This window comes from Actinacidiphila glaucinigra (assembly GCF_900188405.1).
Taxonomy (GTDB): domain Bacteria; phylum Actinomycetota; class Actinomycetes; order Streptomycetales; family Streptomycetaceae; genus Actinacidiphila; species Actinacidiphila glaucinigra.
The window spans coordinates 139,269-164,480 of sequence record NZ_FZOF01000022.1 but is presented as its reverse complement, the minus strand read 5'-3'; the positions used below and the strand labels follow the sequence as shown (position 1 = coordinate 164,480).

At 74.6% G+C, this 25,212-nt stretch carries 29 protein-coding genes and 1 pseudogene; 20 read left to right on the top strand and 10 right to left on the bottom strand.

Features of this window, described 5'->3' with window-relative positions; genetic code table 11:
- Nucleotides 1–505 precede the first annotated feature (505 nt).
- The 3 genes from CHF15_RS32170 to CHF15_RS32160 all read left to right on the top strand — a co-directional run bounded on the left by CHF15_RS32170 (nt 506) and on the right by CHF15_RS32160 (nt 3,346).
- Complete coding sequence (locus CHF15_RS32170) at nt 506–1,258, top strand: SDR family NAD(P)-dependent oxidoreductase (RefSeq protein WP_089227420.1); 753 nt, start codon at nt 506–508, stop codon at nt 1,256–1,258.
- Between the two features lie 371 nt (nt 1,259–1,629).
- Nucleotides 1,630–2,379: a glucose 1-dehydrogenase gene (locus CHF15_RS32165; RefSeq protein ID WP_089227419.1), complete on the top strand. Its 750-nt coding sequence runs from the start codon at nt 1,630–1,632 to the stop codon at nt 2,377–2,379.
- 109 nt (nt 2,380–2,488) lie between these two features.
- Nucleotides 2,489–3,346: a TIGR03620 family F420-dependent LLM class oxidoreductase gene (locus CHF15_RS32160; RefSeq protein ID WP_089227418.1), complete on the top strand. Its 858-nt coding sequence runs from the start codon at nt 2,489–2,491 to the stop codon at nt 3,344–3,346.
- A 51-nt stretch (nt 3,347–3,397) separates the two neighbouring features.
- Here CHF15_RS32160 and CHF15_RS32155 read toward each other — a convergent pair whose 3' ends face one another.
- Nucleotides 3,398–3,832 carry an Rrf2 family transcriptional regulator gene (locus tag CHF15_RS32155; protein ID WP_089227417.1) on the bottom strand — a complete coding sequence of 145 codons (435 nt, stop codon included), beginning with the start codon at nt 3,830–3,832 and terminating at the stop codon, nt 3,398–3,400.
- A gap of 26 nt (nt 3,833–3,858) precedes the next feature.
- Nucleotides 3,859–4,461 (bottom strand): TetR/AcrR family transcriptional regulator, encoded by a 603-nt coding sequence (locus CHF15_RS32150; protein WP_089227416.1) that lies wholly within the window; start codon nt 4,459–4,461, stop codon nt 3,859–3,861.
- Nucleotides 4,462–5,016: 555 nt separating this feature from the next.
- On the opposite strand from CHF15_RS32150, the gene CHF15_RS32140 reads away from it, so the two are divergent.
- The 4 genes and pseudogenes from CHF15_RS32140 to CHF15_RS32125 all read left to right on the top strand — a co-directional run.
- The gene (locus CHF15_RS32140; protein ID WP_089227414.1) at nt 5,017–6,693 is read left to right on the top strand and encodes a SulP family inorganic anion transporter; all 1,677 of its coding nucleotides are present in this window, start codon (nt 5,017–5,019) and stop codon (nt 6,691–6,693) included.
- On the top strand, nt 6,690–7,136 hold the full coding sequence (locus tag CHF15_RS32135) for a pyridoxamine 5'-phosphate oxidase family protein (RefSeq protein WP_245939144.1): 447 nt from the start codon (nt 6,690–6,692) through the stop codon (nt 7,134–7,136). Before CHF15_RS32140 ends, CHF15_RS32135 begins: the two co-directional genes overlap by 4 nt.
- An 11-nt stretch (nt 7,137–7,147) precedes the next feature.
- The gene (locus tag CHF15_RS32130) at nt 7,148–7,558 is read left to right on the top strand and encodes an ATP-binding protein (protein WP_089227413.1); all 411 of its coding nucleotides are present in this window, start codon (nt 7,148–7,150) and stop codon (nt 7,556–7,558) included.
- A 9-nt stretch (nt 7,559–7,567) separates the two neighbouring features.
- A pseudogene (locus CHF15_RS32125) lies at nt 7,568–7,957 on the top strand (glycoside hydrolase family 3 C-terminal domain-containing protein); the annotation flags it as partial.
- Here the strand turns inward: CHF15_RS32125 and CHF15_RS45160 are convergent.
- Complete coding sequence (locus CHF15_RS45160; protein WP_179280061.1) at nt 7,945–8,100, bottom strand: DUF6126 family protein; 156 nt, start codon at nt 8,098–8,100, stop codon at nt 7,945–7,947. The pseudogene CHF15_RS32125 and the gene CHF15_RS45160 sit on opposite strands and share 13 nt — an antisense overlap.
- Nucleotides 8,097–8,480 carry an ArsR/SmtB family transcription factor gene (locus tag CHF15_RS32120; protein ID WP_089227412.1) on the bottom strand — a complete coding sequence of 128 codons (384 nt, stop codon included), beginning with the start codon at nt 8,478–8,480 and terminating at the stop codon, nt 8,097–8,099. The genes CHF15_RS45160 and CHF15_RS32120 overlap by 4 nt, the downstream gene beginning before the upstream one ends.
- Nucleotides 8,481–8,619: 139 nt before the next feature.
- On the opposite strand from CHF15_RS32120, the gene CHF15_RS32115 reads away from it, so the two are divergent.
- Complete coding sequence (locus CHF15_RS32115; RefSeq protein WP_089227411.1) at nt 8,620–9,129, top strand: DinB family protein; 510 nt, start codon at nt 8,620–8,622, stop codon at nt 9,127–9,129.
- A gap of 16 nt (nt 9,130–9,145) precedes the next feature.
- Here CHF15_RS32115 and CHF15_RS32110 read toward each other — a convergent pair whose 3' ends face one another.
- Nucleotides 9,146–10,156 carry an MBL fold metallo-hydrolase gene (locus tag CHF15_RS32110; RefSeq protein ID WP_179280060.1) on the bottom strand — a complete coding sequence of 337 codons (1,011 nt, stop codon included), beginning with the start codon at nt 10,154–10,156 and terminating at the stop codon, nt 9,146–9,148.
- Nucleotides 10,157–10,239: 83 nt separating this feature from the next.
- Complete coding sequence (locus CHF15_RS32105; RefSeq protein ID WP_089227410.1) at nt 10,240–11,136, bottom strand: serine hydrolase; 897 nt, start codon at nt 11,134–11,136, stop codon at nt 10,240–10,242.
- Nucleotides 11,137–11,166: 30 nt separating this feature from the next.
- On the opposite strand from CHF15_RS32105, the gene CHF15_RS32100 reads away from it, so the two are divergent.
- The 8 genes from CHF15_RS32100 to CHF15_RS32065 all read left to right on the top strand — a co-directional run bounded on the left by CHF15_RS32100 (nt 11,167) and on the right by CHF15_RS32065 (nt 19,516).
- A complete protein-coding gene (locus CHF15_RS32100; protein WP_089227409.1) occupies nt 11,167–12,138 on the top strand; it encodes a LysR family transcriptional regulator in 972 nt (323 codons plus the stop codon).
- A gap of 99 nt (nt 12,139–12,237) precedes the next feature.
- Nucleotides 12,238–13,047, top strand: a complete 810-nt coding sequence (locus tag CHF15_RS32095) for a DUF427 domain-containing protein (RefSeq protein ID WP_089227408.1) — start codon at nt 12,238–12,240, stop codon at nt 13,045–13,047.
- A gap of 47 nt (nt 13,048–13,094) precedes the next feature.
- The gene (locus CHF15_RS32090) at nt 13,095–13,607 is read left to right on the top strand and encodes a molybdenum cofactor biosysynthesis protein (RefSeq protein ID WP_089227407.1); all 513 of its coding nucleotides are present in this window, start codon (nt 13,095–13,097) and stop codon (nt 13,605–13,607) included.
- A gap of 125 nt (nt 13,608–13,732) precedes the next feature.
- On the top strand, nt 13,733–14,677 hold the full coding sequence (locus tag CHF15_RS32085; protein WP_089227406.1) for an endonuclease/exonuclease/phosphatase family protein: 945 nt from the start codon (nt 13,733–13,735) through the stop codon (nt 14,675–14,677).
- Between the two features lie 413 nt (nt 14,678–15,090).
- Nucleotides 15,091–16,002, top strand: a complete 912-nt coding sequence (locus CHF15_RS32080) for a hypothetical protein (protein ID WP_143681694.1) — start codon at nt 15,091–15,093, stop codon at nt 16,000–16,002.
- A gap of 216 nt (nt 16,003–16,218) precedes the next feature.
- Nucleotides 16,219–17,835: an alpha/beta hydrolase gene (locus CHF15_RS32075; RefSeq protein WP_089227404.1), complete on the top strand. Its 1,617-nt coding sequence runs from the start codon at nt 16,219–16,221 to the stop codon at nt 17,833–17,835.
- 67 nt (nt 17,836–17,902) lie between these two features.
- A complete protein-coding gene (locus tag CHF15_RS32070; RefSeq protein ID WP_143681693.1) occupies nt 17,903–18,856 on the top strand; it encodes a DMT family transporter in 954 nt (317 codons plus the stop codon).
- A gap of 96 nt (nt 18,857–18,952) precedes the next feature.
- The gene (locus tag CHF15_RS32065; protein ID WP_143681692.1) at nt 18,953–19,516 is read left to right on the top strand and encodes an Rv1733c family protein; all 564 of its coding nucleotides are present in this window, start codon (nt 18,953–18,955) and stop codon (nt 19,514–19,516) included.
- 5 nt (nt 19,517–19,521) lie between these two features.
- Here CHF15_RS32065 and CHF15_RS32060 read toward each other — a convergent pair whose 3' ends face one another.
- Both CHF15_RS32060 and CHF15_RS46470 read right to left on the bottom strand, forming a co-directional pair.
- Nucleotides 19,522–19,737: a hypothetical protein gene (locus CHF15_RS32060; protein WP_143681691.1), complete on the bottom strand. Its 216-nt coding sequence runs from the start codon at nt 19,735–19,737 to the stop codon at nt 19,522–19,524.
- Nucleotides 19,738–19,897: 160 nt separating this feature from the next.
- Nucleotides 19,898–20,020: a hypothetical protein gene (locus CHF15_RS46470; protein WP_265737416.1), complete on the bottom strand. Its 123-nt coding sequence runs from the start codon at nt 20,018–20,020 to the stop codon at nt 19,898–19,900.
- A gap of 398 nt (nt 20,021–20,418) precedes the next feature.
- On the opposite strand from CHF15_RS46470, the gene CHF15_RS32055 reads away from it, so the two are divergent.
- The 3 genes from CHF15_RS32055 to CHF15_RS32045 all read left to right on the top strand — a co-directional run bounded on the left by CHF15_RS32055 (nt 20,419) and on the right by CHF15_RS32045 (nt 21,998).
- Entirely contained in the window at nt 20,419–20,826 is a 408-nt protein-coding gene (locus CHF15_RS32055) for an ArsR/SmtB family transcription factor (RefSeq protein WP_089227439.1), read from the top strand.
- Nucleotides 20,823–21,461, top strand: coding sequence for an SRPBCC family protein (locus CHF15_RS32050; protein ID WP_089227400.1), 639 nt, complete (start codon nt 20,823–20,825; stop codon nt 21,459–21,461). The genes CHF15_RS32055 and CHF15_RS32050 overlap by 4 nt, the downstream gene beginning before the upstream one ends.
- Before the next feature lie 90 nt (nt 21,462–21,551).
- Entirely contained in the window at nt 21,552–21,998 is a 447-nt protein-coding gene (locus CHF15_RS32045; protein ID WP_089227399.1) for a winged helix-turn-helix transcriptional regulator, read from the top strand.
- A 205-nt stretch (nt 21,999–22,203) separates the two neighbouring features.
- Here the strand turns inward: CHF15_RS32045 and CHF15_RS32040 are convergent, their stop codons facing one another.
- Nucleotides 22,204–23,415 (bottom strand): PP2C family protein-serine/threonine phosphatase, encoded by a 1,212-nt coding sequence (locus CHF15_RS32040; RefSeq protein WP_089227398.1) that lies wholly within the window; start codon nt 23,413–23,415, stop codon nt 22,204–22,206.
- Between the two features lie 171 nt (nt 23,416–23,586).
- The gene (locus CHF15_RS32035; protein WP_089227438.1) at nt 23,587–24,024 is read right to left on the bottom strand and encodes an ATP-binding protein; all 438 of its coding nucleotides are present in this window, start codon (nt 24,022–24,024) and stop codon (nt 23,587–23,589) included.
- A gap of 415 nt (nt 24,025–24,439) precedes the next feature.
- On the opposite strand from CHF15_RS32035, the gene CHF15_RS32030 reads away from it, so the two are divergent.
- Entirely contained in the window at nt 24,440–25,204 is a 765-nt protein-coding gene (locus CHF15_RS32030; protein WP_089227397.1) for a YqjF family protein, read from the top strand.
- Nucleotides 25,205–25,212 lie beyond the last annotated feature (8 nt).

The following is a 25,212-nucleotide window of genomic DNA, read 5'->3' as shown; positions in this document are numbered from 1 at the left end:
CCGGTGCCGGTGGTGGGGTCGGCGGCGTGGGCGGGGGCGGTCAGACCGGTGACGCCCAGGGCGACGGCGGCGGCCAGCAGGAGGGACAGGCCGGTGCGGCCGGTGCGGTGAACCGGTCTGGGCCGTATGCGTGTTGACATGGACGAATGCCTCCGGCAGCCCGGCGTGACCCCGGGCTCGGTAGTGGGACATCGGATGCTCGGCGCACCATCGCGCCCGCGGCTCGCCCTGCACCCTGCTGGCGATCACACCCGGGTGACAAGACGAAAGCCGGGGGGAGTACGCGCAGTTGCACAGATGCGAAGCCGAAGCGCGTGCGGAGGGCGCCGAAGTGCCCGATGTGGTCCCGGTTCCGGCGGAAGGGCCGCTTCGTACGGCCCTGACACCCTCGTCGCGTACGCCCCCGCGGACTCCCCACGGGCACCGGCACCCGGTCGCCCCCACCCGCCGTGCGGCGGCGGCCGGGCCGCCGGATACTGCTCACGAGCGACGCTGGAGGTCGGCGATGGGTCGTTTCGACGGGAAGACCGCGGTGGTCACCGGTGGGACCAGCGGCATCGGGCTGGCGGCCGCCGAGCGCCTCGCCGCGGAGGGAGCGCACGTCTTCCTCACCGGCCGCCGCGAGCCGGAAGTGCGCGCGGCGGTCTCGGCGATCGGCCCGGACAGGGCCACCGGACTGCGGGGTGACGTCGCCGTCCCCGCCGACCTGGACCGGCTGTACGCGCAGGTCGAGGCCGCGGGACGGCGGATCGACGTCCTCTTCGCCAACGCGGGCGGCGGCAGGATGGCCCGCCTGGAGGAGGTGACGGAGCAGGACTTCGACGACACCTTCGGGGCGAACGTGAAGGGTGTGCTCTTCACCGTCCAGAAGGCGCTGCCACTCCTCAACGACGGCGCCTCGGTCATCCTCACCGGCTCGACGGCGGGCAGCGGCGGGGCCGAGGCGTTCACCGTCTACAGCGCCTCCAAGGCCGCGGTGCGCTCCTTCGCCCGGACCTGGGCGAACGAGCTCAAGGGGCGCGCCATCCGGGTGAACACCCTGAGCCCGGGACCGGTCGAGACCCCGGGGATCCACACCTTGGCGCCCGGTCCCGACGAGGACGGCCGCCTGCTGGACGCCCTGGTCGCCGCGGTGCCGCTCGGACGGCTCGGCCGGCCCGAGGAGGTCGCCGGCGTGGTCGCCTTCCTCGCGTCCGACGAGAGCACCTTCGTCACCGGGGTGGAGCTCTTCGTCGACGGCGGCCAGCAGCAGGTCTGACCCCGCCCGCCTCCCCGCCCCCTCCCCCGCCGGCCGCGCGCGAGGGCGCGTCTCAGGCCGTGAAGGCCCCTTCGGCCAGGCGCCGGGTCCGGTGCCGTCCTTCGGCGCCCGGCGCGCCTTTTCGCGGCTGCTCGCAGCGAGCGCCTGTCCCTCCCCGTGCCGGACGGTCCACGTCCTCCCTGGAGGCGGGCGCTTGACACGCCCCGCGGACCGACCTAGTTTCGTAGTGACCACTACATAACTCGCCACCCCGCCCCACGCCGCCCGGAACGCGGCGCGCGGGGGGCGTCGGAGGCCACCCCTGCGGCGATATGTAACAACTCTTGTTACGTCCAGGCGCGGCCATCCCGGATGCGATTCGGAGCAACCTCATGGGACAGCTTGACGGCAGGACGGCCATCGTCACCGGCGGCACCAGCGGCATCGGCCTGGCCACCGCGCGGCGGTTCGCCGCCGAGGGCGCGTACGTGTTCGTCACCGGCCGCCGCAAGGACGCACTCGACGCCGCCGTGGCGGAGATCGGACCCCGCGCCACCGGTGTCCACGGCGACGTCGCCGACCCGGCGGGCCTCGACCGGCTCTACGACGCCGTCGCCCAGCAGGGGCGCCGCGTCGACGTGCTGTTCGCCAACGCGGGCGGCGGCAGCTTCTCCACCCTGGAGCAGGTCACCGAGCAGCACTTCGACGAGATCTTCGGGAGCAACGTCAAGGGCCTGCTGTTCACGGTCCAGAAGGCGCTGCCGCACCTCAGCGACGGCGCCTCGGTCATCCTCACCGGCTCCACCGCGGGCACCGTCGGCAGCGAGGCCTTCGGCGTCTACGGCGCGTCCAAGGCGGCGGTGCGCTCCCTCGCCAGGACCTGGGCCAACGAACTCAGGGGCCGCTCGATCCGGGTCAACTCCATCAGCCCCGGCCCGATCGACACACCCGGCATCGACGGCCTCGCGGCCGACGCCGAGGGGAGGGCTCAGCTCAAGGGCTTCCTCGCGGGCCAGGTGCCGCTCGGCCGGATGGGCCGGCCCGAGGAGGTCGCCGCCGCGGCCGTCTTCCTCGCCTCGGACGAGAGCACCTTCATCACCGGCATCGAACTCTTCGTCGACGGCGGGGCCAACCAGGTCTGAGCACCACCGGGACCACTTCACCCCAGGCGGGGCCGGGTACTGCCGTGTCCGGCTCCGCCTCGGGCGACAACCGCACGCACCGCCACCACCAGCACAGACGGGACACACGATGGACTTGGGACGGACAGGGATCTGGAGCATCGAGCTGCGCACCGCCGATCCCGGAGCGATCGAGGACGCCGCGGCCGAGCTCGACGCGATGGGCTGGGGTGCCCTGTGGATCCCGGGACTCGGCGGCGGCGACATCCTCGGCGACTCCGAACGGCTGCTCGGGGCCACCCGCAGCGTGCGCATCGCGGTCGGCGTGCTCAGCATCTGGCGCCACCGGGCCGCGGAGATGGCGGCAGGACACGCCCGCCTGCAGCAGCGGTACGGCCACCGCCTCCTGCTCGGCCTCGGCGTCAGCGACGCGGCCGCCGCGCACGGCGCGGGGCGCGCCTACCGGCCGCTGTCGGACATGGACGCCTACCTGGACGAGCTCGACGGGGCCCCGGCTCCCGTACCGGCCGGAGAACGCGTCATGGCCGCGCTGGGCCCGAAGATGATCCGGCTCGCGGGACGGCGCACAGCGGGTGTGCACCCGTTCATGGTGACCCCCGAGCACTCGGCCGCGACCAGGGAACTGCTCGGTCCCGGCCCCCTCCTGGCGCCCTACCAGGCGGTCGTGCCGGAGCGGGACCCCGCCAGGGCCCGTGCCGCCGCCCGCGGCTTCCTCGGGACCTTCCTGGCCATGGACCACTACGCCCGCAGCCTGCTCCGCCAGGGCTTCACCGAGGAGGACCTGGCCGGCGGCGGCAGCGACCGGCTCGTCGACGCCGTCGTGGCCTGGGGGGACACCGAGGCCATCGGTGCCCGCGTCCGCGCCCACCACCAGGCCGGGGCCGACCACGTCTGCCTGCACGTCGTCGGCGCGGACTCCGGCGTTCCGCTGGCCGAGTGGCGGGAACTCGCCGCGCTCGCGGGCTGAATCGGCAGGTGCCCCGCCGTTCCCGCGCATCCGGTCGCGCCGGTCCGCGGGTCACCGCCGCCGGGCGAGCGTGTCGCGGAGCACGTCGGCGATGGTGGTGGCGGCCAGCTCCCGCTCGACGCCGTGGCGGAGGCCGTCGTACACCTGCCGCAGGGCGGGACCGATGCCGTGACCGACGGGGCAGTCGGCGTTCGGCGCGGCAGGGTGCAGCCGGAAGAGCGTGCCCTCCTCGACGGCGCCGTAGACGTCGAGGAGGGTGATCGCCGCGGGCTCCCGTACGAGGCTCCAGCCCGCTCCCGCGCCGCGCCGGGACTCGACGAGTCCGGCCCTGCGCAGGTCGCCGAGGCAGCGCCGGATGACCACGGCATTGGTGTTGACGCTGCCCGCGATCCGCTCCGACGTGGCCGCCGGGCCGTCGTCGCGCCGGTCCAGGGCCATCCACGTGAGCACATGGACGGCGATGGTCAGCCTGCTGTTGGCGCTCATGCCCGCGGACCTCCTCCTCGGCGATGTCAGCCGGCCGCCGGCCCCGCGGGCCAGGCGCCCATCGCGAGGTCGACGACCCGGTGCAGTTCCTCGCGGGTCGCGCCGCCCGCGGACTGGACGGCGACGCCCTGGTACACGGTGATGAAGTAGCGGGCGAGATCGGCCGGATCGGCGTCGGCGGGGAGCTCCCCGTCCGCCCGCGCCTTCTCCAGCCGCAGGCGGAGCGCCACCTCGCCGGCCGCCCGGCGTGCGGTGAGTTCGTCGCGCGCGGCCTCCGACCCGGCCGAGGCCGCGAGCCCGCCCTGCACGGTGAGGCAGCCCGGGGGGCAGTCGGGCCGGGTCGTGGCGTCCGCGGCACCGTGCAGCAGCCGCTCGACGACGCGGCGCGCGTCGGGCTCGGCGAACGCCTCGCGGATGTAGCGGGCGGGCCCGTCGGCGTAGTGGTCGAGGACCCGCTTGAACAGGCCTTCCTTGTTGCCGAACGCCCCGTACAGGCTCGGCGGGTTGATGCCCATGGCCCGCGTGAGGTCGGAGATCCCGGTGCCTTCGTACCCCTGGCGCCAGAACACCTCGAGCGCCCGGTCCAGCACTTCGTCGACGTCGAAGGCCCGCGGCCGTCCTCCTGCCATGGTGGCGCCTCCTGCCCCATCGATCTGTAACGGACGCTATAATACCGCGCCGGTCAGGGGCGGGGGGCGGTCGGGCCGCGCCGCCCGGCCGATCCGCGGCAGCCCCGCCGGGCCCGTGCGGTCTTGGCGAGGAACCCCGCCCCCCGCGGTACGGCCAGGAGCAGCCGGCCGGGTTCCTGCGGATCGGCCGCCGGATCCGGGCCTCCCTCCCGGCAGGTCGCGCGGCGGGAGCGCTCGGCCACGTCCGGGTCCCGGCGGTGAAGTTCCGAGGTGCTGCCGGCCAGGAAGCAGCCGCGCCGGTGCGGGTCGGACCCGCAACCCTCCGCGGCACCCCGAGGCGGGCCGGTCGCGGTCGCCGAGGCTCCGGGGACGCGTCGTGGGTCGCACACAACCCACCGGATCCACAAATTGCAAAAATCTTCAATTCGCTACATGATGATCCCGCCGTGTCGTCGGGCGAGACCCGGGCACGGCTACGGACCGTCCCAGGCAACCGGCCGGGACGATGGACGACAGGGCCGGTGTCTGCGCACGGTGACTTGGCTGGCAGGGCGGATGTGGGCCTCGGTACGCGCGTTGCTGCCCGCGCGGGCCGATCTGACGGCGATGCGGCGGCAGCCCCGTCAGGACCTGCTCGCCGGGCTGACCGTCGCGGTGGTGGCCCTGCCGCTCGCGCTGGCGTTCGGAGTCTCCTCGGGCCTCGGGGCGGAGGCCGGACTCGCCACGGCAGTGGTGGCCGGAGCCGTGGCGGCCCTGTTCGGCGGATCGGACGTGCAGGTCTCCGGGCCGACCGGGGCGATGACCGTCGTGCTGGTGCCCATCGTCGCCCGGTACGGGCCCGGCGGGGTACTGACCGTGGGGCTGATGGCGGGTGCGCTCCTGATCGGGCTGGCCCTGCTGCGCGCCGGCCGGTACATGCGCTACGTGCCCGCTCCCGTGGTGGAGGGCTTCACCCTCGGGATCGCGTGCGTGATCGGGCTGCAGCAGGTGCCCGCGGCGCTCGGAGTACCCACGCCCGACGGCGAGAAGGTCGCGGCCGTAGCCCTGCGGGCCGTACGGGAGTTCCTGGCCCACCCTAGCTGGGCGCCCCTCGCGCTCTCGGCCGCGGTGGCCGGGATCATCCTGGCGGGAGCCCGGTGGCGCCCCCGGGTGCCGTTCTCGTTGCCGGCCGTCGCCGCGGCCACGATCGCCGCCGAGGCCGCGGGCCTTCCGGTGGCGCGCATCGGGCACCTGCCGTCCGGACTGCCCACGCCCTCCCTGGGGTTCCTCGACCCGGCCGCCCTCCCCTCGCTGCTGGCGCCGGCCGTGGCGGTGGCGGCCCTGGCCGCGCTGGAGTCGCTGCTGTCGGCGACCGTCGCGGACGGGATGGCGCACGGCCGCCGCCACGACCCGGACCGGGAACTGTTCGGCCAGGGCCTGGCCAACCTGGTCGTCCCGCTGTTCGGCGGGGTACCGGCCACCGCGGCGATCGCCCGCACCGCCGTCAACGTCCGTACGGGCGCGGGCTCGCGGCTGGCCGCGCTGGCCCACGCCGCCGTCCTCGCGGCGATCGTCTTCCTCGCCGCTCCGCTGGTCGGGAGGATCCCGCTGGCGGCGCTGGCGGGCGTGCTGCTCGCCACCGCGATCCGGATGGTCGAGGTCGCCTCGCTGCGGGCGATGGCCCGGGCGACCCGCGCCGACGGCGCGGTGCTGCTGCTGACCGCGGCCGCCACGCTGGCCCTTGACCTGGTGTACGCGGTCGTCATCGGGCTGGTGGTGGCCGGGGCCCTGGCTCTGCGCGCGGTCGCGCGGCAGGTCCGGCTCGATCAGGTGCCGCTGCACGAGGGCCCGCCGGACGGGCAGGGCGCCGGGGAACACGCCCTGCTCGCCGAGCACATCGTGGTGTACCGCGTCGACGGGCCGCTGTTCTTCGCCACCGCCCATCGCTCCCTGCTCGAACTCACCGAGGTCGCCGACGTGTCGGTGGTCATCCTGCGCCTCTCCGGTGTCACCCACATCGACGCCACCGGCGCCCTGGCCCTGAAGGACGCGATCGACCGGCTGAACCGGCGGGGCATCACGGTGCTGGCGTCCGGTCTCCGGCCCGAGCAGCGGCACGCACTGGACGCGCTGGGCGTGCTGGACGCGCTGCGGGGCGCGGACCTGGTGCACGCCACGGCCCCGGAGGCCGTCCGCGCGGCCCGCACCCGGTTGCTCCGGGCCGGAGTACTCCAGGGGGAGGCCGCCGGATGAGCCCCGCGTACCGCATGACCGACCTGACGGGGGCGGAGGCGCTGTGGCTGCTGGAAGGAGCCCGCAGCGGCCGCCTGGTCTACGTACTGCGCGGCACGGTGCTCGTCCGCCCCGCCGTCCACGTCCTGGAGTACGGCGCGCTCGTCGTCCGCGCCCCCGTCCCCCTCACGGCGGTGACGCAGGGAGGCGACGTGACGTACCACTGCGAACGTCTCCACCGCACCTCGGGCACCGGCTGGTCGGTCACGGCCACCGGTCCCGCCCAGGAACTCGCCAACGCCCACGAGACCGCCCACTACCGGCGCACGCTCACCGGATGGGTCCACGGCCCGCACGACACCCTGTTGCGGATCCACCCCCTCACGGTCCAGGGGCACCGGCTCGGCGGCACCGCCGGCACGGGCGCCCGCACCGCTGCCGACGGCGGGCCCGGCACCCGGTGACCGCCCGTGCCATGCTGCAGCGCCGCCATGTGCTGACCCTGCCTGCGGCGCCCCTGTCCGTGGCCCTGGCCCGCAGGACGGGCGAGTACGTCTACACCTCCTGGGGCGTCGCCCCGGGCGACACGGTGCTGGACCGGGCCCTGCTGATCCTCAGCGAGCTGGTCGCCAACAGCGTGCGGCACGCCGCCGGGGTCTCCCCCAGCCTGGACGTCGTCTACGCGACGGGCGGCGGGGTACTCGCCTTCGCCGTCTACGACCGGCATCCCCACCGGCCGGACCTGCTCCGGGCCGCCGCGGCCGGCGGCGGGCTGGCCATGGTCGCCGAGGTCACCGCCGAGTGCGGGGGCACAGCGGCGGTGCACCCCGACCCCGGCACCGGCGGCAAGGGCATCTGGGTCACCCTGCCGCTGGAGCCGGCGTGAGCCGGTGGCTCCTTCCCCGTGCACGTCGGCGCGCAGCACCCGGACACCCCGGTCGGCATCGACCTGCCCACGCTGCGCCAGGCCCTGGTGGCGGAGTTCCCCGGCTCGGAGATCGTCACCGTCGCCGGCTGCGGCATCGGCGACAGCGATGTCTCCGGGATCGCGACGGCCGTACGCGCGGCCCTCGACGCCGACGTGGTCGTCGCGGCGCTCGGCGACCGCGCCGGGCTCTTCGGCCGCGGCACCAGCGGCGAGGGCTGCGACGCGGAGACCCTCACCCGGCCCGGCGTGCAGCAGCGGCTGCTCGACGCGCTCCTCGACACGGGGACGCCCGTCGTGCTCACCCTGCCGGCCGGCCGCCCCTACGCTCTCGGGCGGGCCGTGGCTCACTTGGGGGCGTGCTGCCCCAGGTAGAAGAGCAAGGTGATGAAACCGGCGATGAAGTGGGTGACGAAGACGTAGACGAGGACCCGCAGCAGCACCGCCCGCTGCTTGTACTTCTCGCCGCCCGTGTCCTTGCGCGAGTCCGTCCCGGCACTCACGCGGCGTCGCCCGTCGTGCCCGTCGCGCCCTCCCCGCGGACGACGGGGCCTTCCTCGGTCTGCTGGAGCTCGGCCAGCAGGCCCTGCTGCCCCGTCAGCAGCTCCGTGAGGATCCTGCGGGCCGCCCGGAGCAGTTCCGCCACGTCGCCGCCCGCCAGCTCGTACACCACGGTGGAGCCGGTGCGCGTGGCGGTCACGATGCCGGATCGGCGCAGTACGGCGAGCTGCTGGGAGAGGCTGGAGGGCTCGATCTCCATCGCGTTGAGGAGGTCCCGCACCGGCTTGGGGCCGTCCTGCAGGAGTTCCAGGACGCGGATGCGCACGGGGTGCCCGAGCATGCGGAAGAACTCCGCCTTGGCCTGGTAGAGCGGAACCTGCACTCGGACCACCCGTACCCTCTGGAGAGATTCGTCAATTGAAGAACTCTTCAATCCTAGCCCACCGTAATTCCCGGGCCGGCCGGGCGGCAGGGGTGAGAGGGTGGCCCCCGCTGTCCGCAACGCAGGAAGAGAGCAACCAGTGACCGACGACGACCGCGTGGGCCCGCCGCTGCTGGGCGGGGAGCGCGAGACGCTCCGGGCGTTCCTCGACTACCACCGCGCCACGCTGGCCATGAAGTGCCGGGGGCTCTCGGACGAGGAGCTGCGGCAGCGGTCGATGCCTCCGTCCACGCTGTCGCTGCTCGGGCTCGTCCGGCACATGGCGGAGGTGGAACGCGCTTGGTTCCGCCGGGTGTTCGAGGACAACGACGCGCCCATGGTGTGGTCCGACAGGATCGACTTCCAGGCGGCCTACGACGCGAGCGCGTCCACCCGCGCCGAGGCCTTCGCGGCCTGGGAGGCCGAGGTCGGGAACTCCCGCCGGATCGAGGAGGCGGCCGGGTCCCTGGACCTGACCGGGCACCAGCCGCGCTGGGGCGAGGACGTCTCCCTGCGGATGGTGATGGTGCACGTGCTCCTGGAGTACGGCCGCCACAACGGGCACGCGGACTTCCTGCGCGAGGGCGTCGACGGCACCGTAGGCGCCTGACGCCCCCACGCGGGCGTCAGGAGACCGGCCGCATGTCGGCGCCGTAAAGGGTGCGGTAGTCGGGGACGACGACGCGCGTCGCGGGCGACTCGCGGCGGACCAGGGCAGCGAAGGCGTCGAGGTCCGCCGACGGGTCGGTGCGCGGCGGCAGGTCCAGCGGCCGCTCGAAGTCGTCCCAGTGCACGGGCACCACGACGCCCGGGTCGCCCAGCGCGGCCAGCAGCCGGGGGACGTAGCGGTGTGTCGAGGTGCTGGTCGGTACGGCCACCATCGCGAGGTCCGGGCGAAGTCCCCGGGCCGCGCGCTCGCCGAAGTCGCTGGCACCCATGAGGAAGGCCGAGGGGCCGTCGTCCCCGACGGTCACCTGGTAGGCGAGGGTGTCGCCCTCGGGGAGGTCGCCGATCGTCTCCGGGCGTGCCGGGGGCGGTCCGGCGAGCCTGCCGGGGGCGAAGTAGGAGTGCTGCTTGTTGCGGCTGTGCAGGCTCGCGACGACCTCCACCACGATCCCGTCGAAGTCCAGCACTTCACCGCCCTTCACCACCGAGATCCGCGCCGGGTCGACGCCGAGCGCGACCAGCAGGTGGTAGGTGGTCTCCGTGCCGACGACCCTGGCGCCGGTGGACGCGGCGATGTAGGGCACGTCGGCGAGGTGGTCCCAGTGGGAGTGGCTGACCAGGACGAGTTCTGGGCGGCCCACGCGCTTCCGGACGGCGGCCTCGTCGGTGCACAACCGGGTCGCGGGGTCGAAGGCCCCGGTGAAGAGCCCGGTGGGGAAGCGTGTCACGTAGGGGTCGAACAGCACGGTCCTGCCGGCGACGTCGATCCGCCAGCCGGCCGTGCCCAGCCAGCGGAACGTGGCCGCGCCGGCGCCCGCGTCCCCGCGCCGGACCGCTGCGGCCACCGGTGCCGCGGCCGCCGTGGGCAGCGTGCCGGGCAGCAGCGGGGTGGCCGCGGACAGCGCGGCCCCCCGCAGCATCGTGCGCCGTCCGAACCTCTTCACACCTCGTGCGTCAGTGTCGTCGCTCATGGCCTCAGAAGATCAGGGCCGCGTCGCCCCCGTCCAAGACCGGAATCCCGCCCGCTCGATATGCGATCCGGTATGAGCGCAGGTCAGCGCAGGCCGCGTCGCAGGAAGTCCACCGAGATCCGGGTCGCGGCGCCGATCGCCGAGTCCACCGCGGGGCGCGTCGCGGTCAGTTCACGGGTGCGGGCGAACACCGCGACGGCGTAGCGCCCGCCGTCCGGGTGGGCGACCACCCCCGCCTCCGCGTGCAGACCGGGCAGCGTGCCGGTCTTGGCGGCCACGGTGACCTCGTCGGGGAAGCCGGACACCATCCGGTGCCGGAAGACCTGCCGGCCCATCAGTTCCCGGACCCAGGCGCAGGCCTGCGGCGGGCCGGCCTCGTCACGCCAGATGAGCCGGAGCAGCCGGGTGATCTCACGAGGGGTGCCGGCGTTGGTCCGCGCGGGGTCCAGGACGGCGAGCCGCCTCTTCCGTTCGTCCGGAAGCGCCGGCCAGCGGGCCGCGAACTCCCCCTCGGTGCGGGCCCCGACCTCGTCGAGCATCGACTCCAGCACGTCGCGGGGGCCGCCCACGATCCGGATGCCGGTGAGCCCGAGCTCCTCGGCGAGAAGCCGTACGGTGTCGAGCCCGACCCGGGCCAGCAGCAGGTCCGCGGCGGTGTTGTCGCTGACCGACATCGCGAAGTGGGCGAGATCGCGGAGCGAGAGCTCGACGTCGTCGGCGCAGCCCGCGGTACCCCAGCCGCCGAGCCGGTCGGCCGCGGCGATCCGTACCCGCTCGCGGGGGTCGAGCTGCCCGGCGGCGACCTGGCGGGCGAACTCCAGCACCGGGAGGATCTTCACGACCGACGCGAGGACGACGGACTCGTCCGCGTCCACGGCGACCTCGGCGGCCTCGCCGGCTCCGGCACCGATCGGTACGGCGTGCAGCCGCCCCTCGGCGCCGGCCGCCGCGAACACCGCCCGGATCTCCTCCTCGACCATCAACAGCCTCCTCGCGTAGGGTCCTTGACCGTGGATCTCTTGCGCCACCTGCGTATCTTCGTCGCCGTGGCGGAAGAACTGCACTTCGGCCGCGCCGCCGACCGGCTGGGCACGGCACAGCCGCCGGTCAGCCAGGCCGTGCGCGCGCTGGAGCGGGAACTCGGCGCGGAGCTGTTCGACCGGTCGCGGCACCGGACCGCACTGACCTCGGCGGGGGCGCTGCTGCTGGAGGAGACGAGGGAACTCCTCGCCCGCGAGGAGCGTCTGCGGGCACTCGCGCGGCGTGCCGCCGACGGCGGCCTGGGCACCCTGCGGGCCGCCGTCCCGACCGGCACCACGGCGGCGGCGGTCTCCGCGCTGCTGGCCGCGTGCGCGGAGCACACCCCGGAGCCCGCCGTCGAGCTGCGGGAGGCCACCACCGCGGAGCAGTTGCGGCTCCTCGGCTCGGGCGGTCTCGACGTCGGCCTCGTCCACCGGCCGGTGGCGGCGGCGACCGGGCTGCGGCTCGGCCCGGAGGCCTCGTCCGAGCTGGGAGTGGTCCTCCCCCGTACCTCGCCGTTGGCCCGCGGGCCGCGGGTGTCCCTCGCCGACCTGTCCGGCCAGGACCTCGTCGTGTTCCCCCGCGACGAGGCTCCCGGCTGGTACGACCGGCTGCTGGAGAACTGCCGCGCCGCGGGCTTCGTCCCGGGTGGCGTCCGGCACGCGTCCAGCCCCGAGTTCCTGCTCGCCCTGGTCGCGGCGGGCAACGGCGTCGCGTTCGACCAGGGTGCCGCGGCCCGCCGGGAGCCCCGTGTGGCCTGGCGGCCGCTGTCCGGGACCCCCCTCGTCCGCCGGATCGGCGGCGCCTGGCCCGCCGGCCCCTCGGCGCACCCGGCGGCCCCGCGCTTCGCGGCGCTCGCCGCGCGCGTGCTGGCGCGGCACGGGGCCGCGGCCGGGCGGCACGCGGGCACCTCGCCCCCATCGGAGGGGCCGCCGCGGCCGTGGTCGGTGGTGTTCGGCTGAGACGGCGGTGTCCCGAGGACACGGCCGGGGTGGCCGATCGCGCGGGCGCCGGTGAAGCTGGGCGTACGGAAGCCCGTGAACGGACCGAGGTGACCACCGATGGCGGACGAGAGCGTGAACCACCCGGGTCTGATCGTCCCTGTCGGACAGGTCGAGCCCGTCCCACGGCGCATCCGGGCGCAGGTCGGGGGCCGTACCGTCCTCGACACCCGGCGCGCCCTGTACGTGTGGGAGTGGCCCGGCTATCCGCAGTACAGCATCCCGGTGGAGGACCTGACCGAGGGAGAGCTCACCGACGACGGCCGGGCCGGCCGGCTGGGCCCCGGCCCGGCGCGCCGCCACTCGCTGCGCGTCGGCTCGGAGGTCCGCGAGGGCGCGGCCTGGGTGTGGGACGAGGGCGCCCCCGACCGGCTCCTGGGCACCGCGCGGTTCCGCTGGGAGGCCCTGGACGCCTGGTACGAGGAGGACGAGCAGGTCTTCGTCCACCCGCGGAGCCCCTACACCCGGGTGGACGCCCTGCGCTCCTCCAGCAGCGTCCGCGTGGAGATCGACGGCATCGTCCTCGCCGACGCGCCGCATGCGGTGACCCTTTTCGAGACGGGCCTGCCGACCCGCTACTACCTCGAGCGCGTGCACGTCGACTGGACCCGGCTGCGTCCCTCGGACACCGTCACGAGCTGCCCGTACAAGGGCACGACCAGCGGCTACTGGTCCTTCGACGCCGACGGCGCCGTCCACGAGGACATCGCCTGGGCGTACGACTTCCCCACGGTGGCGTGCGCCCCGGTCGCGGGCATGGTCGCGTTCTACAACGAGCGCGTCGACCTGTACGTCGACGGCACGCCCCTGCGCCGCCCGGTCGCGATGTCCCGGGCCGCGTGGGACCGGCGTCACCTCGGGCGGCCCTGAGACGAAGACCACGCGGGAGACCGCGGGCGGCGTTCTAGGCTGGCGGCATGTCTGAGCAGGTCGAAGTCGTGCAACTGCTGGTGTCGCCCGCGCACCGGTACATGGGGCGGCCCTCGGACGGGCCGTCGGCGGCGCCGGACGGGGAACTGGTGCGACGTGCCGAAGTGCGGAGCGGGCTGGGACTCGTGGGCGACCGCTACTACGCGCGGCCCGCCCATCGCGACGCCGCCGTCACGCTCATGGCGGCCGAGAGCCTCCCGCTGGACATCGCCCCGGGGACCGACCTGCGGCACACCCGCCGCAACGTGCTGCTCCGCGGAGTCGACATCGACGCCTACGTGGGCGCGACCGTGGCGCTGGACACCGGAGCGGGACCCGTACTGTTCGCGGTGCGGCGCCCCGCCCGGCCGTGCGCCTGGATGGACGCCGTCATCGGTCCGGGGGCGCAGCGCGCGCTGCGCGGCAAGGGCGGAGTGCGGTGCACGCCGCTGAGCGACGGTGTGCTCACGCTGGGCCCGGCGGAGTTCCGGGTCGTGGAGGACGCGAGGGAGGCGTCGTAGCCGGGGCGTGTGGGCACCGTCACGGCGCGGTACGGGAACCGGATCGCGCGGCCCCGCGTGGTTGCTGCGTGCGATCACTGGGGCGGAAGGATCACTGGCGGGCCGTTCGCGGGCGGGAGGGCGCGGTGCGGAGCGGCCGCGAGTGGCGGGGCCGGCGGCGGTGGGACGGGGTCCTGGCGGCGCTTCCGCTGCTGCTGGCGCTGCTGCTCGTGTGCCACGCCGCGGTGCCTAACGGCCCCGGCCGCTGGGGGAGCCTGCTGGAGACGTTCCTGCCGTGGCTGGGACTGGGCGTCCCATTGGTGCTGTGCGTGGCCCTGCTGCGGCGCTCGGGGGTCGCCCTGTGCGCGCTCCTGGTGCCGTCGGCGGCCTGGTTCGCGGTCTTCGGGGGGCTGGCGGGCCCGCAGGGCGGTTCCGCGCACGATCTCGTCGCGGTGCAGCACAACGTCAGTGACGTGAACGCGGATCCGAGGGGCACGGCACGGCAATTGGCGGCCGCGGAGGGGGACTTGATCGCCCTGCAGGAGCTGACGCCTTCCCTGCTGCCGGAGTTCGGCGCCGTGCTGGGCGCGTCCTACCCGCATCACGTGTCCTTCGGCACGGTCGGGCTGTGGTCCCGATACCCCCTCGTCGACGGGCGCAGGATCGCCATCCGGCCCGCGGGCCTCGGCGAGGACTGGGACCGCGGGTTCCGGGCGACCGCCCGGACCCCGCAGGGGGACGTCGCCGTGTACGTCGCCCACCTGCCCTCGCTCCGCCTCGGCCCCACCGGGTTCGGCTCCGCCCGGCGGGACGAGAGCGCGGCCCTCCTCGGCGCCGAGATCGCGGCGGAGCGGCTGGACCGGGTGATCCTGCTCGGGGACCTCAACGGCACGGTCGACGACCGGGGGCTCGCCCCGCTCACCTCGCGCCTGGGCGTCCCGGAGTCGGGGCTCGCGTTCAGCTGGCCGGAACGTTTTCCGCTGGCCCGGATCGATCAGGTCCTGGCGCGTTCCGCGACGGTCTCGGACGTACGGACCCTGCCCGCCACCGGGAGCGACCACCTGCCCGTCGCCGCACGTATCCGTTTCTGAGCCCGGACGGGTGAATCCTGGTGCTTCACAAGGCTCCTGACGGTTCGTCGGAGCCGGCCTCGATGCGACCCTGGATCCATGTGCGGGCACGGCGAAGCACGCTGACGATCCGTCAGTCCGATCGGCGCCCGGAGGACCGAGCCTCCGCCGCCTTGCTGACGCAAGATTAACTGATGCTCCGTCACCCGGTTGGACATCTCTTCACATTTTTCTTATCCGGGCCACCAAACCGCGTCTCACCTGCGAAAACGCCCCGCGCGGCGCCACGGCCCCACCCCATTCGGCCGTACACCTCCGCCGCTCTCGGGGTGCGGAGCGACTGCGGATGATCGCCATATAGGTCTCGAGGACGCGTTGGCAGTCGTGCCGGGGGCCACATCCCGCCTGCCCCGTCCACAAGGAGGTTCAGCTCCATGCGTGGTGCTCGCATCCTGGCGATGGCGACGATGACGGCCGCGGCGGTCGTCCTTCCGAACTCGCAGGCCTTCGCCGTGGTCGACGTCAACGTCGCGCAGAACGGACGGGCCGTCACCGTCACCGCCAGCTCGGAGGTTTGCCAGGCGCCCGGCGCGATGGTGAACGCCAACGCCTTCCCGTCCGGCCTGCTGCGCAACGCCCTGGCCCTGAACGCGACGACCCCGGGCGGTCCGCTGACCGGCACCTTCACGATCCCGGACGACGCGCCGGCCAACACCTACACCATCACCGTCAGCTGCATGATCGGCCCGAAGGCCGACCAGGGCAGCGTCGGCACCCTCACCGTCCCCGGCACGACCAGCACGAGCGGTGACCGCGACGGCGGGACCAACACGAACACGAACACGAACACCAACACGAACAACAACAACCACAACCACAACGACGACAACGGCGACGACGAGTACGGGGACGACTACGAGGACGACTACGGCAACTACGGCCGCGGCGGCCACGGCCGCGACAAGTGCTCGTGGGGCGGCCACGGCCGGGGCGGCCACGGCGGCCGCGGTGACGACCGCGGGGACGACGACAACGGCCGCGGCGGTTACGGCGACCGGGGCGGCTACGGTGACCGCGGCGGTTACGGCGGCCGCGACAACGACCGCAAGTGCTACAAGAAGCGCCACCACGGCTACGACCGGGACCGTGACAACGACCGCGGCAACGACCGCGACAACGACAACAACGACAACGACAACAACGGCGGCGCGCCCGACACCGGCTTCGGCGGCTCGACCGGTATGAACACCGCCGAGAGCCTCACCGGCGCCTCCCTCCTGGCCGCCGCGGCGGCGGGCGGTGTGTTCCTCCTGCGCCGGCGTCGCACCCAGGGCGGCGAGGCCTGACGCCCCGCGTTCCCCCTCACGGCACCGCGCCCCGGACCCGCACACGGGTCCGGGGCGCGGTGCCGTCCGCCGTCGGCCGACCGAGCGGCCGCACCTACGCGGTGGGCCCCTGGTACGCCCGCGGCGGTTCACTCCGCCGGCCTAGGCGAACACCTCCGCCGGACACGCTGCGTGGTGCACTGATCACGCACCGGAAGGTGAAGGAGAGACGTGGCGATGAAGGAAGCCCGGACCACCGGCCACATATCCCGCGGACCCCGGCGCGGACCCCACCACACGGCGCTCGCCGTGCTCTGGGCCTGCGCACTCCTGCTGACCGGCTGCGCGGCGGGACCGCCGGGGCAACGCATGGGCCACGGCCCCGCGGAACCCCCCGGCACCACCGCCACGACCGTTCCCCCCGGGTTGGCCGGCCACTACCGGCAGAAGCTCCGGTGGACGCCCTGCGCGGAGCAGCCCTCGTTCCAGTGCACCACCCTGCGGGCCCCGCTGGACTACGCCCGTCCGGAGGCCGGCGACATCTTCCTGGCCGCGACCCGCAAGAAGGCCACCGGGACCGGCGCCCGGCACATCGGCTCGCTGCTGTTCAACCCCGGAGGCCCCGGCGAACCCGCGATCACCTCGCTGTGGTCGTTCGCCGGGGCCTTCTCCCCGGCCGTGCGGGCCTCCTACGACCTGGTCGCCGTGGACCCCCGCGGGGTCGGTTCCAGCACCCCGGTGAACTGCGGCGACGACACGGCCGGCACCCCTGCGGCGGTACGGCGACCCCGCGGCCCGGGCGGACCGGACGAGAACGGGCCGGACAAGAACGGGCCGGACGCGAACGGGCCGGACTTCGCGGCCGCCGACAAGGCGGCCCGCGAGACCGCCACCGCGTGCGAGCGCGGCGCGGGGCGGCTGCTCCCGCACGTCGGCACGCTCGACTCGGCCCGGGACCTGGAACTGGTCCGCGCCCTCCTCGGCGACGAGCGGTTGCACTACCTCGGCTTCTCCTACGGCTCCTACCTCGGCGCGAGTTACGCCGGACTCTTCCCGTCCCGCGCCGGCCGCATGGTGCTCGACGGCGCCGTCGACCCCACCCTCGACGGCGTCCACAGCCTGCTGGGCCAGGCCCGGGGCTACCAGATCGCCTGGGACTCCTTCGCGGCCGACTGCGCCGCCCGCCCGGCATGCCCCGTCGGCCGCTCCGCCGCCGAGGCCGGCCCCGCGCTGGACGCGCTGGTCGACGCCCTCGACCGCGCCCCGTTGCGGCAGGGCAAGGACGTGGTCGTCGACGGCGACAGCCTCATCAGCGCGGTCACGACCGCGCTCATGGCGCCCGCGTGGGAGAAACTGCGCGCCGCGCTCCGCGAGGTGCGCACCGGTGACACCACCACCGTGCAGGAACTCGGCGGGGCCTTCGAGGACTCCGGTTTCAGCGGTGACGCGTACGTCGCGATCACCTGCCTGAGCGGAAGTCTGGGAGCACGCGCCACCCCCGCGCAGGCCCGGGCCGCGCTCCCCGAGTTCGTACGGACCTCCCCCCGCTTCGGGCGGTACTTCGCGGACCAGTTGTCGACCTGCGCCCACTGGCCGGTCCCCGCGGACCAGCCGGCCGGTCCCATCACCGCGCCCGGCGCGCCGCCGATCCTGGTCGTCGGCACCACCCGCGACCCGGCGACCCCCTACACCGAGGCCCGGGCCCTGGCCCGCCTGCTCTCCTCGGGCCGGCTCCTCACCTACGACGGCGACGGCCACACCGCGTACCTCAGGTCGGTCGGCTGCGTCGACGACGCCGTCGACGGCTATCTGACCCGCGGTCAGCTGCCGCCCGCCGGCACGGTCTGCACCTGACACCCCCGGGAAGGGTTGGGGGGCGGCTCGGGGTGGACCCTGATGCCCCGGGGGCGGCGCGCACGATGTGCTGGAGGCACTCGCCACCGCCCCCGCACCCCAGGAGGAGCCCCATGCCCGTTCGGAGGGCGTTCGTATGAACGGCGGCGTGCTGTCCCTGGCGGCGGCCCTGCTGTCGGCGGTCTGCTACGCGACGGCGGCCGTCGCCCAGGAACGCACGGCCGCCGCCGGGCGGAAGCCGACGGGCGGGCTGTGGACGCTGGCTCTGGCCCTCCAGGCGGCCGGGGCCGGACTGCACGCGGTCGCGCTGCGATACGGATCGCTGACCGTGGTCCAGGCGCTGGGCGCGCTGACCCTCGTACTGGCGCTGCCGCTGCACGCCGCCCTCGGCCGGCGCCGGGTACGGCCCCGGGAGTGGCGCGGGGCGGCTCTGACCGTGCTGGGGCTGGTGACGCTCCTGCTGTGCACCGCGCCACCCGGCACGGAACGGGCGCTGGACGGTACCGAGTTGGTCCTGCTGGCCGCGATCACGGCGGCGGCGGCACTGGCGCTGACCCGGCTGCCGTGGGGGGCCGACCGGTCCGTGCTGCGCGCACTGCGCTTCGCGACGGCGGCGGGCGCGGCGTTCGGGATCGCCTCGTGCCTGACCCAGGGCCTCGCGGTGCACCTGGCCGCGCAAGGGCTGGGGGCGGCCGTCGACGACCCGATGCTCCTGGTGGCGGCGGGCTGCACCGGCGTCCTGGCGATCGCGGGGATGGTGTGGTCGCAGGAGGCGTACCGCGGCGGGCTGGGCGTCGCGCTGGCGGCCGTCACGCTGGCGAACCCCCTGGTGGCGGGATGCGTGGGTGTGCTGCTGCTCGGCGAGGGCTTCCGGGGCGGTTCGGTGGGCCTCGCGGTGGCGCTGGCGGGGGCGCTGGCGGCCGGGCGGGGCGTGGTCGTGCTGTCCCGGCCGACGCCCTCGGGGGGCCGCGCGCGCCGGGTTCCCGGCGCGCGGCCGGCGTCACCCGCGGTCGCCGACTAGAAGGAGGCGAATTCCCGGCGCCCGAGGGCCCCGTGGGTGCAGCATGTCGGCAGTCCGGTCGAGGCCGGGCCGCGCACCTCGTCCGAGGAGGGTCCCATGCTGCTCTGTGCCTGTCCCGCCGCGCTGCCGGTCGGGTGCCGTCCGTGCGCGCACACCCTGCCGCGACTGGCCGCCTCGGTGCTGATGGTGCTGGCCGTGGTCGCCTCGTCGTGCGTGGGGTTCTCCGTGCACCGGGCGGAGCGCGCTCAGGCGCTGGCCGAACGGGGCCACCGGCACCTCGTGGCGGGCACCGCCCTGGACGCGACGGGACCGGTCTTCCATGAGCACGGCATGCGCTCGCTGCCGCCGGTGAGTGCCGGCTGGGAGTACCCGCCCGGCCGCCCGCACACCGGGCGGGTCCCGGTGGGGCGGCCCGTCGAGGCGGGCGACCGGATACGGATCTGGGTGGACGACCGGGGCGCGCCGGTGCCGGAGCCGCGCAGTACGGCCGGTGCGCGGGGGGCCGCCCTCGTCCTGGGTGTCACGTGCTTCCTGCTGTGGTCCGCGCTCGCCTGGGGCGTGCACCACGCGGTGGCCGCCCTGGCGCTGCGCGGGCGGCTGCGGTCGTGGGAGCGGGAGTGGCAACGCGTCGAGCCGGTGTGGTCCGGCCGGGCGCCCTGACCGGGTCAGAGGAAGAGCCGCAGGACCCGTAGACCTCGTGCGTGGTCCTCACCGGGGCCCGCCTTCAGCTCCTCCGGGGGTTTCCAGTCGGCGTGCAGGGCGGCCCAGAAGTCGGTCCACGCCTGCGTCTCCGTGGGCCCGCGCCCGACCGCGTCGGTCCCCGGGCACGTGACCACATAACCTTCGCCGTCCTGCCGGATCGTCACTGCTGGCTCGACCATGGCCCACCTCGCGTTCCGGTGCACCCGAATCACGTCAAGGGTCGCCCGGTCGGCGCCGACGCGCAACAGCGCCCCGTGTGGGCCGTCCGGGGGACGCGGCCGCCACTCGTCACGGGGAGCCCGGAGTGCCGCCGGCGGCACTCCGGGCTCCCCGGTTCCGTCACCCGGCCGGTGCGGCGCGGCGGAAGCCCTCGGCGAGGTAGCGCAGCCGCCTCACCACGTAGGCGAAGACGGGGCGGAAGGCCGGGACGGTACTGCCCGGTCGGCGGGATGTGTCGCTCATCTCGGGCGACCCTTCTGGACGTGCACGGTGTGCGTCGGGGCGGGCGTCAGTACGGGAGGGGCTTTCCGGACGGTGTCCGCAGGTCGATCGGAGGGCGCGACGGCGCCGGCTTCTTCGGTCGCTGGACGCGGATGCGGCGCATGGTCATCACTCCTTCGGAAACGCGGCCCGTGCAGGGCGGACCCTTCAAGTCCTACGCCGTGGACCCGGGGGCCCGCGTCAGAGAACGTCCCTGAAGCCACCCCTATGCCCGGTTCGTTCCTCCCCCCTTGGGGTGAGGCGCGCTGCGGGGCGCGTCGCCGCTGCTCAGGAGGCCGAGGAGAAGCGGATGCCTCCCGTGGGCAGCGGAGTCCCCGAGATCATCTAACTCCTTGCTTATATAAGTGGCTGCTGTCATAGTGGCCGACGTGCACGCATTCGACGTACTCGGCGATCCGGTGCGACGCCGGATTCTGGAGCTCCTCGCCTCCGGGGAGCAGCCGTCCGGCGCGATCACCGAGGTCATCAGGGAGGAATTCGGCATCTCGCAGCCCGCCGTGTCCCAGCATCTGAGGGTCCTGCGGGAGAACGGGTTCGCCGTGGTGCGGGCGGAGGGCACCAGGAGGCTCTACGCCGTGCAGGCCGCGCCGTTGCGCGAGGTCGACGCATGGCTCGAGCGCTTCCGCGGCTTCTGGGAGCAGCGGCTGGACGCGCTCGGCACCGAGCTCGCCCGGGGGCGCCGCGAACGGCGTCTCGCACAGGAACAGCAGCGACCGGGGACGGGACAGGCCCGGGACTCCGGAAGGGAACGGGAAGACACCGCATGAACATCGTCGACGAGATCAACGCCATCCACCGCGCGACCGGCAGCCGGGACGTCTCCGGCGAGGAGGCGCGCACGGTGCTGCTGCGCCGCACGTACGACGCCCCTGTCGAGGACGTGTGGGACGCCTGCACCACCGCGGAGCGGATCGGTCGCTGGTTCCTGCCGGTCACCGGCGAGCTGCGGCTCGGCGGCCGCTACCAGTTGCAGGGCAACGCGGGCGGGGAGGTCCTGCGCTGCGAGCCCCCGAAGCTCCTCCGGGTCAGCTGGGTCATGGGCGAGGCCCCCGGGTTCAGCGAGGTGGAGGTGCGGCTGACCGCGCAGGACGCGGAGCGCACGGTCCTGGAACTGGAGCACGTCGCCGTCGTGCCGCCCGGGATGTGGGACCAGTTCGGGCCCGGAGCGGTCGGCGTGGGCTGGGACCTGGGGCTGCTGGGCCTCGGCCTGTACCTCGCCGGCGAGCCCAGCGGACCGGAGATGGCCGAGCAGTGGCAGTACTCCGACGAGGCCCGCGACTTCATGATCCGCAGCAGCCGGGCATGGGGCACCGCGTACGCCGCCTCGGGCGCCCCCGAGGACACCGTGGCCGCCGCGGTCGACGCCACGACCGGCTTCTACGTCCCCGCACGTCCGGAATAGGCCCGTACCCGGCCGGTGCCCGGGCAGCACCCGCCACCGATGTTTGCCCCGCCCGCCCTCTCGGTTTAATGTCGAAACCGGGAGAGGGAGATGCAGAAGAAGGACTTCAGTGACGGACCGTGCCCGGTCGCGCGGACCCTGGGCGTCGTCGGCGACTGGTGGTCGCTGCTGATCGTCAGGGACGCGCTCAACGGAGTGCGCCGGTTCAACGACTTCCACCGCGGCCTGGGCTGCGCCAAGAACATCCTGAGCAGCCGCCTCGCCAAGCTGGTGGAGCACGGGGTGCTGCGTACGGTCCCCGCCTCGGACGGGAGTCCGTACCGGGAGTACGAACTCACCGAGGAGGGCAAGGGGCTGCGGCTGGTGCTGCTCGCCCTGCGCCAGTGGGGCGAGGACAACCTCTTCGAGCCCGGGGAGCGCCGCACCACCGCGGTGGACCGGGCGAGCGGCCGTCCGCTGGCCCCGCTGGAGATGCGCGACGCCGACGGGCGGCCGCTCGGGCCCGACGACGTCGAGGTGCGCGCCCCGGCGCCCTGAACACCGGCGCCCTGACGACCGCGGGGTGCCGGACCGCGACGGGGGGAACGCGGTCCGGCGCCCGCACCGCACGTCTGTCCGCGACGGCGCGGTTCATTCCTCGGCACCGGGCACGGCCGGTCGACGGGATCAGGCAGCCGCAGCCCTGGGGCGGCGGACACCGCCACTGGTACCTGGGGGGGTTGCGGCGTCGTGGCGGTCGTCGTCAGAGTCCGCGGCCGGCGGGCCGAACGTCCGGCTCCCCGGCGTCCGCTGCCGTGTCGGCACCGGCGTGGGCCCGTGCGTGCGGAGGCCGTCCCCCCAGGGCGTCGCGCACGATCGCGACCACGGCCATGTCGTCCTGCAGCGGGGCGGCCACGTGGGCGAGCAGGTCGTCGGTCATCTTCCGCACGAGCTGGTCGGGGCGCCGGTCGGCCCATTCCGCGACCCGGCTCATGAGCGGATAGAACTCCCCGGCGCCGTTCCGGGCCTCGGTCACGCCGTCGGTGTAGAGCAGCAGCCGGTCGCCGGGGGCGAAGGGGAAGGCGGTGGGGGCGTAGCTGCTGCCGGTCAGCCCTCCGAGGCCCAGCGGGGGCGCCGGTTCGGGTACGTCGAGGGTGGTGACGGTCCCGTCGTGGAGGAGGATCGGCGGGAGGTGCCCGCAGCTGACCACGCGCACGTACGGCTCGTCGTCGGGGATCTCGACGACGGCCGCGGTGACGAAGCGCTCCCCGATGTCGGTCTCGTTCGGTCCGTCCCATGACTCGGTGAGTTCCCAGCGGACGCCCGCCTCCAGCGACTTCATCAGCTCCGCGAGCGGCGCCTGCCGGTGCGCGGCGGCGCGGAACGCACCGAGGACGGTCTCGGTGTCGCCGATGGAACACAGCCCCTTGCCGCGTACGTCGCCGATGAGCAGGCGGGTGGCCCGGGCGGTGCGCGCGACGGCGTACAGGTCGCCGCCGATGCGGTCGCCGTCCCCGGCGCTTCGGTAGGCCGTGGCGATGGTCACCGGCCCGGCGCGGGTGGGCAGCGGCCGCAGCAGCACGCCCTGGGTCGCCCGCGACACCTCGCGCAGCTCCTGGAGCTCGTGTCTGCGGCGCTCGCGCAGGGCGCTGATGAGCACGAGCAGGACCGAGAGCATCACCAGCGAGCCGAGCTGGACAAGGACGTTCTCCGAGAAAAGGGTGTGCCGTTCGGCGCCGGCCGCGACGAGCGCCACTACGGCCGCGAGTCCCGTCAGGGCACCGCGCACGGCTCCCGCGAACGCCGAGGCGAGCGCGACGGGGATGACGAGCACGTGGGCGAGGTGGATGTCCTCCGGCAGGAAGTGGTCGGCGATCGGCACGGCCGCGATGATCGCGATCATCACGGCGACGAAGACCCTGCAACCCGATCCGACGGGATCCTGCATCGCCGAGAGACGGGACCCGAACTCCATGCGGGTGCCTCCCTTCCCGCACCCGGGCCGGGTGCGACCACGACAGCCCTCCCTCTGGGCGATCTCAACATAAGGGTATTTCGTTTTCTTCCGGACAAAATTCGCGTAAGCAAATCCACGCTCAGGGGCCCCGGGGTGCGCGCGGCAGGTCGGCGCGGTTCTTTGCCCAGGTCAGGCGGCCAGCAGCTCCGCCCAGCGGGCGCCGCCGCGGCTGCGGGCGCCGATGCCGGAACCGACTCCGAGGCGGTCGACGATGGCGGCGCCACGGCCGTGCTCGCCCGGTCCGCAGCTGGCGGCCCAGGCGCCGTGCCGCGGCGCGGGCCCGCCGTCCGTGACCTCCACGCGGATGATCGCCGTGCCGTCGACCTCTCCGCGGCGCAGCCGCAGGCGCAGGGCGACCGGCGGCAGCGCGTGCTCCACGGCGTTGGTGACCAGTTCCGACACGACGAGAACAGCGTCGTGGACGGCCTCCTCCGGCACCGACCAGCCGCTCAGCACCGTGCGCGCGGTGCGTCGCGCGACGGCGACGGCCACGGCGCGGTGCTCCAGCTCGCACACGTACACGTCGGTACGGACCGCAGGTGACGAGGTGGCGTACCAGTGCGTCATCTCCATCACTCCCCACGCCGAAGGGCTGCTCCGCAGCGTCACCGGTAGGGGGAAGGGCCCCCTGTCCGTCCCCAACGGATGCGGGGCCCCGGCACCCGCCCCCATGGTGTACCCCGCTGTCACCCCCTGAACCCCACGCGTCACAGGAGTGCTCCGGCGGGCCCTCCGGGGCCCCGTGCCGGTGGGGCGACGGGGGCCGGCGGTCGGCCCGCCCCGCGGACCCGGAGCGGCCGCGGCGCCGCTCGGCGCACCCCTCTGACGCACCCCCGGGCGCACCCGCGCGATGACGCCGTGCCTCGTCGCGCACGGCACGACCGCCGGTGAACCAGCCCGCGCGGTACGGATGTCCGAGCCCCGCACCCCGCCCGGTGCGGCCCCCCTCCGGCGCCCCTCACCCGTCTGCGATCCTGGTCGGGTGCCGCCCCCGCAGACCACCCCGGAACCGATCACCGCTGAGCCGCCCGACGCCGCCGCCGTCCCGCTGCTCACCCAGTCGTGGCTCGACCTGGCGTTCCTCCACTGGGCGGCCGACCCCGCGGACATCGCTCCGCACCTGCCAGCCGGCACCGTCCCCGACACCCTCGACGGCGTCACCTACGTCGGCCTCGTCGCCTTCCGCATGCACCGCGTCGGCTGGTTCCGTCTCCCCGGGGTCCCCTACCTGGGTACCTTCCCCGAGACGAACGTCCGGCTGTACTCCGTGGACGCCCACGGGCGGCGCGGGGTCGTCTTCCGCTCGCTCGACGCGTCCCGGCTGATACCCGTGGCGGTGGCGCGCGCCGCGTTCCGTCTGCCGTACCTGTGGTCGAGGATGGCGATCCGCCACGACGGCGACACCCTCACGTACACCAGCACCCGCCGGTGGCCGGGCCCCCGCGGGGCGCACTCCCGCATAGCGGTGCGCGTCGGCGAACCCGTCGCGGAACCCACCGAGCTCGAGCACTTCCTCACCGCGCGCTGGGGCCTGCACAACACGTTCTTCGAGCGGCAGGTCTACCTTCCGAACTCGCACCCCCGCTGGCCCCTCCACCGCGCCGAACTCCTCGACTGCGACGAGACCCTGATCACGGCCGCCGGCCTCCCCGCCCCCGTGGGCCCGCCGGTCAGCGTCCTGTACTCCCCCGGCGTCCCCGTCCGCTTCGGCCGCCCCTCCCGCCCGGGCGGCATCCCCACGCCCTGAGGCCTCCT

What these genes read in the sequence shown, in the direction of transcription:
- CHF15_RS32090 (WP_089227407.1), top strand. Translation starts at nt 13,095, where the DNA reads ATGTCTGAGCAGGTCGAAGTCGTGCAACTGCTGGTGTCGCCCGCGCAC.
- CHF15_RS32150 (WP_089227416.1), bottom strand. Translation starts at nt 4,461, where the DNA reads ATGGCAGGAGGACGGCCGCGGGCCTTCGACGTCGACGAAGTGCTGGAC.
- CHF15_RS32045 (WP_089227399.1), top strand. Translation starts at nt 21,552, where the DNA reads ATGCAGAAGAAGGACTTCAGTGACGGACCGTGCCCGGTCGCGCGGACC.
- CHF15_RS32105 (WP_089227410.1), bottom strand. Translation starts at nt 11,136, where the DNA reads ATGGTCGAGGAGGAGATCCGGGCGGTGTTCGCGGCGGCCGGCGCCGAG.
- CHF15_RS32110 (WP_179280060.1), bottom strand. Translation starts at nt 10,156, where the DNA reads ATGAGCGACGACACTGACGCACGAGGTGTGAAGAGGTTCGGACGGCGC.
- CHF15_RS32095 (WP_089227408.1), top strand. Translation starts at nt 12,238, where the DNA reads ATGGCGGACGAGAGCGTGAACCACCCGGGTCTGATCGTCCCTGTCGGA.
- CHF15_RS32160 (WP_089227418.1), top strand. Translation starts at nt 2,489, where the DNA reads ATGGACTTGGGACGGACAGGGATCTGGAGCATCGAGCTGCGCACCGCC.
- CHF15_RS32080 (WP_143681694.1), top strand. Translation starts at nt 15,091, where the DNA reads ATGCGTGGTGCTCGCATCCTGGCGATGGCGACGATGACGGCCGCGGCG.
- CHF15_RS32060 (WP_143681691.1), bottom strand. Translation starts at nt 19,737, where the DNA reads ATGGTCGAGCCAGCAGTGACGATCCGGCAGGACGGCGAAGGTTATGTG.
- CHF15_RS32035 (WP_089227438.1), bottom strand. Translation starts at nt 24,024, where the DNA reads ATGACGCACTGGTACGCCACCTCGTCACCTGCGGTCCGTACCGACGTG.
- CHF15_RS32165 (WP_089227419.1), top strand. Translation starts at nt 1,630, where the DNA reads ATGGGACAGCTTGACGGCAGGACGGCCATCGTCACCGGCGGCACCAGC.
- CHF15_RS32075 (WP_089227404.1), top strand. Translation starts at nt 16,219, where the DNA reads ATGAAGGAAGCCCGGACCACCGGCCACATATCCCGCGGACCCCGGCGC.
- CHF15_RS32040 (WP_089227398.1), bottom strand. Translation starts at nt 23,415, where the DNA reads ATGGAGTTCGGGTCCCGTCTCTCGGCGATGCAGGATCCCGTCGGATCG.
- CHF15_RS32050 (WP_089227400.1), top strand. Translation starts at nt 20,823, where the DNA reads ATGAACATCGTCGACGAGATCAACGCCATCCACCGCGCGACCGGCAGC.
- CHF15_RS32140 (WP_089227414.1), top strand. Translation starts at nt 5,017, where the DNA reads ATGTGGGCCTCGGTACGCGCGTTGCTGCCCGCGCGGGCCGATCTGACG.
- CHF15_RS32170 (WP_089227420.1), top strand. Translation starts at nt 506, where the DNA reads ATGGGTCGTTTCGACGGGAAGACCGCGGTGGTCACCGGTGGGACCAGC.
- CHF15_RS46470 (WP_265737416.1), bottom strand. Translation starts at nt 20,020, where the DNA reads ATGAGCGACACATCCCGCCGACCGGGCAGTACCGTCCCGGCCTTCCGC.
- CHF15_RS32065 (WP_143681692.1), top strand. Translation starts at nt 18,953, where the DNA reads ATGCTGCTCTGTGCCTGTCCCGCCGCGCTGCCGGTCGGGTGCCGTCCG.
- CHF15_RS32155 (WP_089227417.1), bottom strand. Translation starts at nt 3,832, where the DNA reads ATGAGCGCCAACAGCAGGCTGACCATCGCCGTCCATGTGCTCACGTGG.
- CHF15_RS32135 (WP_245939144.1), top strand. Translation starts at nt 6,690, where the DNA reads ATGAGCCCCGCGTACCGCATGACCGACCTGACGGGGGCGGAGGCGCTG.
- CHF15_RS32130 (WP_089227413.1), top strand. Translation starts at nt 7,148, where the DNA reads ATGCTGCAGCGCCGCCATGTGCTGACCCTGCCTGCGGCGCCCCTGTCC.